The sequence below is a fragment of the Nocardia sp. bgisy134 genome (assembly GCF_965341865.1).
Classification (GTDB): domain Bacteria; phylum Actinomycetota; class Actinomycetes; order Mycobacteriales; family Mycobacteriaceae; genus Nocardia.
The window spans coordinates 1-11425 of sequence record NZ_CBDQZP010000043.1 but is presented as its reverse complement, the minus strand read 5'-3'; the positions used below and the strand labels follow the sequence as shown (position 1 = coordinate 11425).

The window sequence follows — 11425 nt, the reverse complement described above, 5'->3', positions numbered from 1 at the left end:
TTCGCGCCCATCCCGTAGGGCTCGGTCCACCCGGACCAGGTGAGCCGGTCGAGGAAGCCGGTGGCCGGGCCACCCAGCGAATCGGCCTTCCGCGTCGACCACTGAAAAGATATGGCAGACAACAGGATAACGAGCAGGCCGTCGTTGACGACTATCCGGTCAGGAAAGGATCTAGCTCATGTGGATCGGCAAGGGAAAGAGACATGCTATGGGAGTGGTTCCGATGGCGGCTGCCGTGGCGTTGGCCGTCGGCCTTGTCGCCGGCTGTGGTCACAGTGACAAAGCGCCCGGGACGACCCAGGCTGACAAGCCGGCGTCGGCGACCACGGCCGCGTCGGCGCCCGGCCAGTCCTCGACACAGTCGACCAGCGTGCCATCGACGCCGGTGATGCCCGCAGGCACACCGACGGCCGAGATCACGACACCACACGATGGAGGGAACAGCTCCCAACCGGCCCCGCCGCCCGCGAATCCGCCGCAGGGCACCGGCACCGTGGTGATACGCACCCACACCCTCAACGGCGCCCCAGTGCCGAACGTGCCGGTCGAACTGAGCCTGCGGCAGCCGTGCGACCCTGCGATCAAAGACATTCCGACCCCCTCCACCGAGGCGCTGCGCCGCGACGCGGTCACCGACGCGAACGGAACGGCCACCTTCACCGTGCCGGCCGGCTGCTACCGCTTCGGCATGGGCACCCCGCCGCCCGGCGCGACGCCGGTCCCGGAAGGACTGCACACCCTGTTCCTGGTCCACGCCGGACAAACCGTCACCGGCAAGCTCCGCTTCCAGGATTCTGAACCGTCCGAGCCGTGTGCAGTCCAAACGGTCCTGCGCGAACTCGACATACGATTCGACCATCTCCGCAGCGCGAAGGCCACGGTCAGTCAATGTGACGGTAAGTGGGCACACATCGTCTGGGACTCACCCGGCGACAGCGCGCGCATCATCCGCCGCACCGCCGGCGGCTGGACCAACTACGTCTTCTTCCCCCACGACATCTGCTGGGGCCCGGCCAGCGCGGACGGCGTCCCCGTCCGTTTCAAGGAATACTTCACTTGCTGACGAGCACGGGACCAGGTCACCACCGCGCGCTGACCGGGCATTCCGACTCGTACCGGACGGAAGTCCGGATCGTCTCGCACCTCCACCCACTCGAAGCGGAACCACCCCAGTCCACACCCTGTCAGGCCCACACAGGTCATCGACCACAACGGGAACGCACGCACATCGGCGTGCGCGGGCCGAGTTGTCATGTGCCCGAGGCCATGTAGGCGGCGAGGATGTAGTTCGGATGCCGGTCGAGGTTCTTACGCGCCCGGTTGTAGCGCATCGTGGTGCGAGGGTCGGCATGGCGGGCTGCGATCTGGACATCACGCAACCCGACACCGGCATCGAGCATGGTGCCGTAGTGCGCGGAAGACGTACTGGCCCAACTCGACGAGGAAGCAGCCCGGCGAACCGTCATCATCAGCCGCGGCATGCCGACAATCACCCAAACCGACACCTGCACAATAGCTCCCGAACAGTGACAGGGTTCCGAAAAGCTTGCATCCACCCAATAAGCAGGCACGACAATGCCGAGAGGACTTCTCTGCGACGGTCACAGAGATCGTTTCAAGACCGCTACTCGGCGCGACGCACATACAAGTGCTGGGTGACTCGTGCAACGAGAACGCCTGTGTTGGAGATGAATTCAGTGGTGCGTGTGGTGATCGACTTGCTGCCATCGTCGGTTGCGGCACGGATCTTCGCAGCCAGGACCGGCCTCGGTTCATGCCGAGTACCTGACTTCTTCCGGCCGCCGGAGGGCGAGGCAGGGCAGTCACCTGTCGAGTCGCTTTCGGTAGGCGCGCTGTTGGCACGCGCGTGAGCAGTAGAGGCGCGGTCTGCCGGAGATGGGTCGCTTGACCGGCTTCCCGCACATCAGGCATGTTTCATCACGAGTTTCGTCACGATTGCGGGCGATGAGCATCGCGATACCGTCGAGCACGCGCGCGAGCCCGAACTCGAACGGGGTCTCCGGCTCGTCGTAGCCGCCCGCCTCCCACAGGGCCGTGAGCGTCGGGTAGCGGTCGAGCCGCTGGTAGAGCGTGTCGCGAGCGCCCCACCATTCCTGTTCGCTCACCCCGCTCTGTCGTTCCTGTCGTGCGGTCTCCACCAACGTCTGGGCCTCGGCGTCGACGAACCGGCCGACCAGATTCACTGCGGCGATCACTTGCGCAGGAGGCAGGCCGGAGCCGGTGACCGCGCTCAGCATGCGTTCGTAGGAGGCGACGCCGTTGGGGCCGGGCAGGTGACGGCTGCCGCGCACCTCGGCCATCCAGGGGTGACGCGTGCGCAGCTCCCATTCGCTGCGGGCGCACGACTCCAGTCGCGCCCGCCAGCCGTCTTCGGTGCCGACCGAGGGGTGGGCTTCCTCGCGGACGGCATCGAGCATGAGGTCGACGAGCTGGTCGCGTCCGGGCACATGGCGGTAGAGCGACATCGTGGTGAAGCCGAGCCGTTCGGCGACCTTGCGCATCGACAGGCCCTCCAGGCCCTCGGCGTCGGCCAGTTCGATGGCGGCGCGCACTATCCTTCCCAGGCTCAGCCCCCGGCGCGGCTCCTGTTCGCGCTCCTGCCACAGCAACTCGACCCCGTGGTCGGGGTCCTCCGCTTTGTCGTCGATCATTGGCGCTCCTGTCGTCTATGGTGTTATATCTTGTGTACACCGTAAACGCAGAGAAGGGTTGCTGCATGTTGGAGTTCTATGTCGATCCGAATGGCGACGACTCCGGGCCGGGCACCGAGAGCCGGCCGTTCGCCACGCTCGGCCGGGTCGCGCAGGCCGCAGGAGACGCCACCGGCACAGTCGTCGCCCACCTCAGGGCGGGTCGGCACATCCTGCGCGAACCCCTCGAGGTCACCAAGGGGGACATAGTCTTTCAGGCTTACGGCTACGGGACCGCCGCGCAGGAGGAAGCCGTCGTCAGCGGCGGCCGACACATCACCGGCTGGCGTGTACGTGACGGGGTCTGGCTGGCCGATGTGGGCGAGCTGGACACTCGCCAGCTCTATGTCGACGGGCGCAGAGCCGAACGTGCCGCCATCGACACCCTCCCCGGCGCTGTGACCAGCACCGAAACGGGTTACGTCACGGACGTCACGCTCAATTGGCAGAGCCCGGCCGACATCGAGTTCGTCTACCGGGGCATTTACCCATGGACCGAGGCCCGCTGCGCGGTGGCCGACGCCGTCGTCAGCGAAGGCTCGACGACGATCGCCATGGCACAGCCTGCTTTCGCCCGCGCCCACGACCTGTACAACTTCGCCTGGGAAGGACAGACCTCGCACGGCCCCGGCTTGCCCACCAGGGTGGAGAACGACCCCGTCTTCCTCACCGAACCCGGCACATTCGTCCTGGACCGCTCGCGGCCTGGCCAGCACGTCCTGCACTACCTGCCACGCCCCGACGAAGAGCCTGAACGCACCCAGGTGATCGCCCCCGTTCTCGAGGTGTTGCTGCACGTCACGGACGCGACCGGAGTCGCTTTCCAGGGGCTGGTTTTCGCCGAGGCCACCTGGCTGCGCCCTCGCGCCGAAGGCTTCCTGCACTATCACGGCGGCGGCTACTACGAAGGCGGCCCGGTCGACACGGTCACCATCGTGGAGGGACAGATGTGGGTGACGGTCCCGCAGGAATCCGCCATGATTCCTGCCTGCGTTCGTGTCGACGACAGCACCGACGTCCGTATCGAGGACTGCCGGTTCACCAGGTTGGGCGCCACCGGGCTCGGGCTCACCAACGGCACGAACCTCATCGTGCGCGGTTGCGACTTCGACACCCTCGCGGCTTCCGGTATCACGGCCACCGGCAGCCGGGACGTACTGATCGAGGACAACCGCGTCCACCAGATCGGTCTGGATTACTCCGGTTCTCCTGGCATTGCGATCAGCGATACCCTCGACTGCACCGTCACCCGCAACCAGGTCACCGACGTGCCGCACTGCGGCATCGTGGCCGGGCCCGCGCGCGGCACCCGCCTGTTGCGCAACCTCGTCACGGACACCCTCACGACCTTGGCCGACGGCGGCGGCATCTACCTGTCCGGCCCCCAGGGCGACGGCCCCGGCAACGGCGCGCTCGTCCGCGGCAATGTCATCACAGACACCCGCACTCCATACAACTTCGGCCTCTACACCGACTACGGCGCCTCCTGGGTGACCATCGAGAACAACGTGGTCATGCGCGCCGACAACACCGCCGTCCTGCAAGTCGCGCCGCCGCTGGAGAACGTCGTCTACCGGGACAACTTTTGGGACGCCGATCCACAAGGCAGCGACGACGTGCCGGCGGGCGTTATCTACGAGGGCAACACCACGATCGCCGAACCACACCACCTGGATAACGTCACCCGCGCCATCCAAGCGCAGGCGGGCCTCGTTCGCCCCCGCTGACTAAGTACGCCGTCCACCGTGTGTGGGTGGCGAAGGCCCTCGATATATCTCGCCGTTGGCGATCCTCGTCTGCGCTGTCGTCTGGTTCTGCATCCTGAAGCCGAAGACGAACCGTATGTTGGTCACGTTGCTCGCGTCGCCGTGATCGCGCGCCATCGCCTGTTCCGCACCCACATGGGCTACGGTCGGCGCAACACCGCCAAGCTGAGTCCGCTCCAGCGGGCCCGCGGCATCACCGCGGCCTGGGAGATCCGACGAGGACGCGGACCGGATCGTCGACGAGGGCGTGCCGATCGTCGGCTGCGTCAAAGGGGGTGGTCGAACCGGACGTGATCGACTGGCCGCACGCCGTCGTCGAACTCGCCCGGTAGTGTCGTCGGATTCGACTGCGACCCCGGCCGTTACGGGTATCCCGCGCTACCGACGGGCGCGATCATCGATGTCGGCCAGGGCAACCTGTGGAACCTGGCCACCGGCGCGGCCACCAGCGCCGGGTCGGCCGGACAGGGGACCCGAGTCCGGTGACCGGGCCCGAGTCGAAGGTCGCGTTCAACCGGCCTGGCTACACCTAGCGCACCAGCCTGCGGGTCGGATCGCCGACACCCGAGGCCGCCGTCGGCTGGAGGAGTCGAGCATGACCATGAAACAGGATTCGCAGTTCTTCGCCCCCGAGCAGCGCCGCACCGCGTGGGAGCGGTTCGGCAAGGACCATTTCGACGTGGTGGTGGTCGGGGGCGGCGTGGTGGGCGCCGGGATTGCGTTGGACGCGGCCACCCGGGGCCTACGGGTCGCGCTGGTCGAGGCCCGCGATCTCGGGTCCGGCACTTCGAGCCGTTCGTCGAAGCTGCGCTGCATCTCGACGATATCCTGGCCCGCCGGACCCGGATCTCCATCGAATACTCGCACCGCGGCGTCAACTGCGCCGAGCAGGTGGCCCATCTGATCGCGCCGGTGCTCGGCTGGGACGACGCCGAAATCGACCGGGAGATCACGACATACCGGGCCAGGGTCGACGCGGAGATCCGCTCGCAGACACAGCCCGATGACGCCTCCGCCGATGCCCTGCGCATCGCCGCCCCCGAACCACGGCCCGAAATCCTGGAGCCGGTCCCGCTGGACAGCTGAATCAGGACTGTCCGAGTACGGGCGGCGGTAGCGCGATCGTGGCCAGCGCGCCACCGCCCGCCGCGGGCTCCATTGTCACAGTGCCGCCGTGCAATTCGGCGATCCACGCCACCAGAGCCAGCCCGATGCCGCTGCCGCGACCGCCGGTCACCCCGCGCTGGAACGGATTGCTCGCCACCTGCGGGTTCAGCCCGGGGCCGTGGTCGCGCACGCTGACCCGCCCCTCGGTCACATACACCTCGACGGGTGCGCCGCGGTTCATCGCGCCGTGTGTGACGGCGTTCTCGAGCAGATTGCGCACCGCGAGGCTCAGCAGGCCGGGATCCCCCACGACTACCGAGGGCTGGGTCCGCGCGACGATGCCCGCATTCGGGAACTCCTCGATCACCGCCTCGGTGAGCTGGTCGAGCAGCAACTGCACCCGCTCCATCTTGGTGACGCCCGCCTGCATCCGTGCCCGCGCGAGCAGTCCCGCCACGATCCGCTCCATCCGGGAACCGAGGGCCCGCGCGTCGTCCAGCGCGCGCTCCACCTCGTGCGGGTTGCGCCTGCGCGGCGCGGTGACCAATCCGAGCGTGGTCAGTGGGGTGCGTAGTTCGTGGGCGGCGTCGCCGAGGAAGCGTTCCTGTTCCTCGAGCATGACGGTGACCTGGCGCATGCTGCGCCCGGAGAGCCAGTGCGCGGCCATGCCCGACAGGATGACAAGGGTGAGCCCGCCCACCACCAGTCCCCACAGTAGCAGCGCGCGTTCCCGGTCGAAGACACCCGGATTGGCGCCCGCGATGACGACCGCCTCGATCGGGGAGTCGTCCCAGATCATGTGCTGGGCGACCAATCGCACCGGCCTGCCCTGGCTGTCGATGCCGTCGCGGAAGATGGTGTCTGTGGCCACGGTGGCGTCGTCGACCACGCCTTGGACGATCTCCTCCTTCGGCAGCCAGGAGCGCAGGTGCGAATAGCGTTCCTGCCACTGGCCCGCGCCGTCGTTGGACAGCACCAGCACCGCGGTCTCGCCATTGGCGAGGTCGTAGTTCTCGACCTGGCTGATATCGAAGGTGTCGTCCTCGAGCAGGCCGATACTGCGGTTGACGCCGGTGGCCACCCGGTCGATCGCGTCGTCCATGGCCTTGTCCCGCGAGCGGGCATCGATGGTGGTGGCCACCAACCCGAGGATGATCAGGCAGGTCGCGGTGACGGCGGTGATCAGCGTGGTCAGCTGCCATCGGGTGCGGCGCAGCCGCCGGACGGCGGGGCGCGCGTCGGAGGTGGCGATCACGGTACGAATGGTTCACCTCCGATCATGAAGCCCGCGCCGCGCACCGTCTCGATCACCGGCGGTGCGCCGAGCTTGCGGCGCAATTGCGCGATCACCGCGTCGACCACGTTCGACGCGGGTTCGGCCATCTCGTCCCAGCAGCATTCGATCAGCTCCGAGCGGGTCACCACGCTGCCCGCGCGGGTGGCGAGCAGTTCGAGGACCGCGAACTCCTTGGGGGTCAGCGATCGCAGAATGCCCGCCCGCTGTACACGGCGGCGGGGTAGATCGATATCGATATCGCCGAGTCGCAGGCGCGCCGGAGCCGGATGCTCGCGGCGTCGGCACAGGGCACGCACCCTGGCCGTCAGTTCGGGCAGCGCGAACGGCTTGACCAGATAGTCGTCGGCGCCATTCTCGAAGCCTGCGATGCGGTCGGCCAGACCGTCGCGCGCGGTGAGCATCAGCACCGGGACCCGGTGGCCCGCGGCGCGGTGCGCGGCGACCAGGTGTAGGCCGTCGCCGTCGGGCAGGCCGCGGTCGATCACCAGACAGTCATAGGTGTTGACGGAGATCTTGAAATCGGCGTCGGCGAGATGACCGGCGAGGTCGACCGCGAAGCCTGCGTAGCGCAGGCCCGCCGCCACTTCGACGCCGAGCCTCTCATCGTCCTCTACGACCAAAACCCGCACGAGATCAGACAATAGGGCACTTCACAAATCGTTCGCCGCCGGAGTTCGGGTGGCCCGACCCCTCCGGGCCACCCGCTCACCGAACTGGTCGGCTCAGTAGGTGTACAGGTCCCAGCCGTTGGCGACCTCGACGCACTCCCATTGGGTGCCACCGGTCTTCGGCGAATTGCCGTCCGCGGCACAGGCCTCGTAGGTGGCGTAGTTACCGATGAACGGGGTGTGCAGCGGGGCGGGCGCGGCGGCGGCGACACCGGCGCCGGCGGCCACGGCGCCGAGGGTGAGTGTGGCGGCGGCGATCGCGGACTTGATCTTCATGGGATGGATTCCTTTCCCGCGCGGCATCTCCGCGCTGGGGACAGAAAACCAAGCCCTCCGTGAGATTTTCATGATGTGCCGATGACCGAGCTTCTGCTCCAGCCTGAAATGCAGCGCAGCCGTGCTGGTGGAGCAACTGCTACGTCGCCTATCGAGGGGAAGTGCTGAACCCGGAACCTCAGGACTTCCAGCAACTTCGGCGGATCACCCGGAATTTTCGCCGCGGCGGATGAGGTGTCGTTCACGAAACTTCCGTCGGGAGGGCCCGTTCTCTTCGTCGAACCGACCCTGTTCCAGCGCCGTGCTGCGCGCGGACTGTACCACCGAGGCCTCGATCGCCGCCCTGGTCCACGGCATCTGACACCGACCGCCGGGTGCGCTGGACGGCGCGTACCTCAGCGGCGCGAACCTCAGCCAGGCGATCTTCGCCAACACGACCCTCAGGCCGCGCGAACCTCCCTGGCGCGGACCTCAACGGCGCCGACTTGACCGGCGCGGACTTGACCGGCACGAACCTCAGCGGCGCGAATTTCTCGCCGCGAACCTGGAAGCGCGCGAGCGGTTGTCCGTGCGCGTCCACGACCTCGATGGTCAGCGGGAGCGCTCGCCCTTCGACCGCCCGGAGCACGGGCTGACCGACGCGATCAAATGAACTCCTCCGGTGTGAGCGAGAAACCTCCGCACATGCGGCAACGGCAGCCCGAGCGACCGGGCGATCGCACTGAACGACTCACCAGCCCGCCACCGGCGCCACACCTCGTCCTGACGAGCAGCGGACATCCCGTAATCCCGCACCCAAACCTCCACGCCGACATGATCATCCACGCGGTGATGGCGGTGATCCCTCGGGCCCGAGCCGCGACGCAACATCCGCTTGTAATCGTCCGGCGGTGCCATCTGCACGCGCAGCTCATGTTCGTCGAGCTATTCCAGACCCAGGACCTGGCGGCCGCCGTAGTAGTCCTCGATGAGCGACTTGATCGCGCCTGTCTCCAGGTCCAGCAGGAGTAACTCGCCTTCGAAGAAATAGCCGCCGTTGTAGCGACCCGAGCCGACGGCAAGAACAGGAAGGCTGGGATGGAAAGCCATGGCGTGCACGGGGAAACGCGCACCGAGCAACGCGCGGCATACTCGGACACTCACAGGTCCGAGGTCGGCCGAGCCGGGCATCTGTCGATAACCGTGTCGGCCGCCATGGCAACCCCACTGCAACAGAAATGGGCCGCCGACAGATGGCGGTATGCGGCTACATGAGCGGACGTTGGCCTACCCCCGGCTACTGAGCCGGGTCCGTGGCGGCATCTCTTTTTCGGTCGAGGTTGTCACCAACGCGGGTCAGTAGGTGCTTCAACGTGTCGATCTCCGCGGCGGTGAAGCCCGCTACGGCCCGGCGGTCGAGAGCGGCCAGGCGGTCGTGTGCATCGGTCAATCGCGTGTCGGTTGCGGAGGTCAACGCGATCGTCTGGCTGCGCGCGTCACGGGGGTTGGGTGTGCGACGAACGAGCCCGTCGCGGTCCATACGGGCGAGCAACTGTGCCATGGACGGTTGCTCCATACCGGTGGCCTCCGCGAGCTCCTTCTGGGTGAGTTCCTCGCCGTCGTGCAGTAGCGCGATCACCGGCACCTGGGCGTAGCGCAGGCCGAGTGGTTTGAGTGCGATGTCGCCGTCGCGAGCGAATGCGCGGGATGCTCGATTGATCAGCTGAGCCAGGCTGGGTGTGGTTCGCGAGGTCATAACATCCTTTACATAGGAACCTATCCAATGGTACATAGGATCCTATGAACTCTAACTCTTCGGTATCCGAGGTCCAAGTGGTCATCGCCGGTGCCGGTCCGACCGGCCTCATGCTGGCCGCCGAACTGCGCCTCGCCGGCGTCGATGTCGTCGTGGTGGAGCGGCGCGCGGCCGGTACCGTCGGTGAGTCACGCGCACCGGGCATCAACGCCCGCAGCCTCGAGATACTCACCCAGCGCGGGCTCGGCGAGGAATTCGTCAGCCGCGGCAAGGTCTTGCCGGGCGTGCTGTTCTCCGGAATCCCCATGGCCCCACGGGATCTCGATCCCGGCTGGCCATCGGCCCTGATCCTGCCGCAACACCACACCGAGCGGATCCTCGCTGCCCGTGCCGTCGAGCTCGGGGCCCGATTCGCATGGGCCACCGCTGTCGTGGATCTGCGTCAAGACGATGACGGGGTCGAGGTGTTCGTCGAAGGGCCGTCCGGTCCGGCCACGATCTGCGCCGACTATCTCGTCGGCTGTGACGGCGGCCATAGTGCGGTCCGGCGGATCTGCGACATCCCGTTCCCCGGCGACGAGCCCGTGTCCTGGTGGGTGGTCGGCGATGTGCGGCTGGACTCCCCGCCCGACGGCAACGGAGTCTTCGGGCGCAACGAACGGATCGGCACTTACCAGATCTCGCGAGCCGAACCGGGATGGTTCCGCCTGAGCCTGATGCGGGCCACCCCTCCGGCCGACCGCACCGCGCCGGTCACCCTCGACGAACTGCGCGAGGTCATGCGCGACGGCCTGGGCACCGATTACGGCCTGAGCCAGGCGCGGTGGTTATCACGATTCTCTGACGGATTCCGCCAGATCACCGACTACCGCCATAGGCGCGTCTTCCTGGCCGGAGATGCCGGACACATCCATTCGCCGATCGGTGGACAGGGCCTGAACCTCGGAATCCAGGACGCGGTGAACCTGGGCTGGAAACTGGCCGCCGTGCTCGACGGCCCCGCACCCGACACACTGCTGGACACCTACAACCAAGAGCGGCACCCGGTCGCGGCCACCGTGCTGCAACTGACCAAGGCGCAAACGGCGCTGATCAAACCCGGCGCGCAGAATGACGCATTGCGCGCGGTGGTGGCCGACATGCTCGCGGTGCCCGAGACCTGCCTGCGGCTCAGCGGGATCCTCAGCGGACTGAGCCTGCGCTACCCGCTCGGCGACACTCACCCGCTCGTCGGGCGACGCATGCCCAACCTGACTCTGTCCACCGATCAGGGCACCACCGAGGTGTTCGATCTGCTGCGCCAGGCACGACCGCTGCTGATCAACTTCGATACCGATGGATTGACGGGCACCCCGGCAGGGTGGGCGGACCGTGTGGCATACATCGAGGCGCGGCGCGACCGCGCACTCTCGGCCAGTAAATGGAACCTGCCCGTTTTCGGTGAGGTCCCTGCGTGTGGTGCGGTATTTGTCAGGCCGGACGGCTATGTCGCCTGGGTCAACCCTGCCACTACCCCCATCGCCCGCGAAGCGCTGACCGCCGCCCTCGACCGGTGGCTGGGCGCGCCCACCGCGCGCTGAACCGGCTCGCTCCTACGCCATGGTTCGGATAGTCCTCGATTCGGCTCCTCAGCGTGCGCTGGGCCAGGGTGCTGACGGTGTGCCAGATATCCGCAACTGGCCGCCCATGGGGAATCGCAGCTGGCCGTACGCGCGGAATCTCCAGTGGCCGCCGACGGTGTCAGCGGCGTTCGCGGGGGCGGTGTGGTTGTCGGTCATGGCTTTTCGTCTCCCTGGTCATTCGTGGCGCGTGTGCCGAGGGTGCCGGGGGGGGGGGAGGGGGGCACCCCCCAAAAAGGGGGTGTC

At 67.3% G+C, this 11425-nt stretch carries 11 protein-coding genes and 2 pseudogenes; 6 read left to right on the top strand and 7 right to left on the bottom strand.

The window, feature by feature from the left end; genetic code table 11:
* The first annotated feature begins 178 nt into the window (after positions 1–178).
* Positions 179–1063: a hypothetical protein gene (locus ACRWNM_RS36385; protein ID WP_431972707.1), complete on the top strand. Its 885-nt coding sequence runs from the start codon at positions 179–181 to the stop codon at positions 1061–1063.
* A 187-nt stretch (positions 1064–1250) separates the two neighbouring features.
* Here ACRWNM_RS36385 and ACRWNM_RS36380 read toward each other — a convergent pair whose 3' ends face one another.
* Both ACRWNM_RS36380 and ACRWNM_RS36375 read right to left on the bottom strand, forming a co-directional pair.
* Positions 1251–1505 (bottom strand): hypothetical protein, encoded by a 255-nt coding sequence (locus tag ACRWNM_RS36380; RefSeq protein ID WP_431972706.1) that lies wholly within the window; start codon positions 1503–1505, stop codon positions 1251–1253.
* 318 nt (positions 1506–1823) lie between these two features.
* Positions 1824–2672, bottom strand: coding sequence for a TetR/AcrR family transcriptional regulator (locus tag ACRWNM_RS36375; protein WP_431972705.1), 849 nt, complete (start codon positions 2670–2672; stop codon positions 1824–1826).
* A 65-nt stretch (positions 2673–2737) separates the two neighbouring features.
* Here ACRWNM_RS36375 and ACRWNM_RS36370 point away from each other — a divergent pair, with 65 nt between their 5' ends.
* The 3 genes and pseudogenes from ACRWNM_RS36370 to ACRWNM_RS36360 form a co-directional block, all read left to right on the top strand.
* Positions 2738–4438 carry a right-handed parallel beta-helix repeat-containing protein gene (locus ACRWNM_RS36370; protein WP_431972704.1) on the top strand — a complete coding sequence of 567 codons (1701 nt, stop codon included), beginning with the start codon at positions 2738–2740 and terminating at the stop codon, positions 4436–4438.
* A gap of 634 nt (positions 4439–5072) precedes the next feature.
* Positions 5073–5285 (top strand): annotated as a pseudogene (locus tag ACRWNM_RS36365) (FAD-dependent oxidoreductase); the annotation flags it as partial.
* Positions 5279–5563, top strand: a pseudogene (locus ACRWNM_RS36360) (glycerol-3-phosphate dehydrogenase C-terminal domain-containing protein); the annotation flags it as partial. The pseudogenes ACRWNM_RS36365 and ACRWNM_RS36360, both read left to right, overlap by 7 nt.
* A gap of 1 nt (position 5564) precedes the next feature.
* Here ACRWNM_RS36360 and ACRWNM_RS36355 read toward each other — a convergent pair.
* From ACRWNM_RS36355 to ACRWNM_RS36345, 3 genes are all read right to left on the bottom strand, one after another.
* A complete protein-coding gene (locus ACRWNM_RS36355) occupies positions 5565–6839 on the bottom strand; it encodes a sensor histidine kinase (protein ID WP_431972703.1) in 1275 nt (424 codons plus the stop codon).
* On the bottom strand, positions 6836–7510 hold the full coding sequence (locus ACRWNM_RS36350) for a winged helix-turn-helix domain-containing protein (RefSeq protein WP_431972702.1): 675 nt from the start codon (positions 7508–7510) through the stop codon (positions 6836–6838). Before ACRWNM_RS36350 ends, ACRWNM_RS36355 begins: the two co-directional genes overlap by 4 nt.
* Positions 7511–7603: 93 nt before the next feature.
* Complete coding sequence (locus ACRWNM_RS36345) at positions 7604–7825, bottom strand: hypothetical protein (RefSeq protein ID WP_067833685.1); 222 nt, start codon at positions 7823–7825, stop codon at positions 7604–7606.
* A 374-nt stretch (positions 7826–8199) separates the two neighbouring features.
* Here ACRWNM_RS36345 and ACRWNM_RS36340 point away from each other — a divergent pair, with 374 nt between their 5' ends.
* Positions 8200–8460, top strand: a complete 261-nt coding sequence (locus tag ACRWNM_RS36340; RefSeq protein ID WP_431972701.1) for a pentapeptide repeat-containing protein — start codon at positions 8200–8202, stop codon at positions 8458–8460.
* 289 nt (positions 8461–8749) lie between these two features.
* Here the strand turns inward: ACRWNM_RS36340 and ACRWNM_RS36335 are convergent, their stop codons facing one another.
* Positions 8750–8968, bottom strand: coding sequence for a hypothetical protein (locus ACRWNM_RS36335; RefSeq protein ID WP_431972700.1), 219 nt, complete (start codon positions 8966–8968; stop codon positions 8750–8752).
* A gap of 133 nt (positions 8969–9101) precedes the next feature.
* Positions 9102–9560, bottom strand: coding sequence for a MarR family winged helix-turn-helix transcriptional regulator (locus ACRWNM_RS36330; protein ID WP_431972699.1), 459 nt, complete (start codon positions 9558–9560; stop codon positions 9102–9104).
* Positions 9561–9604: 44 nt separating this feature from the next.
* Between ACRWNM_RS36330 and ACRWNM_RS36325 the strand changes: the two genes are divergently transcribed.
* Entirely contained in the window at positions 9605–11140 is a 1536-nt protein-coding gene (locus ACRWNM_RS36325) for an FAD-dependent monooxygenase (protein ID WP_431972698.1), read from the top strand.
* The last annotated feature ends 285 nt before the right edge of the window (positions 11141–11425 follow it).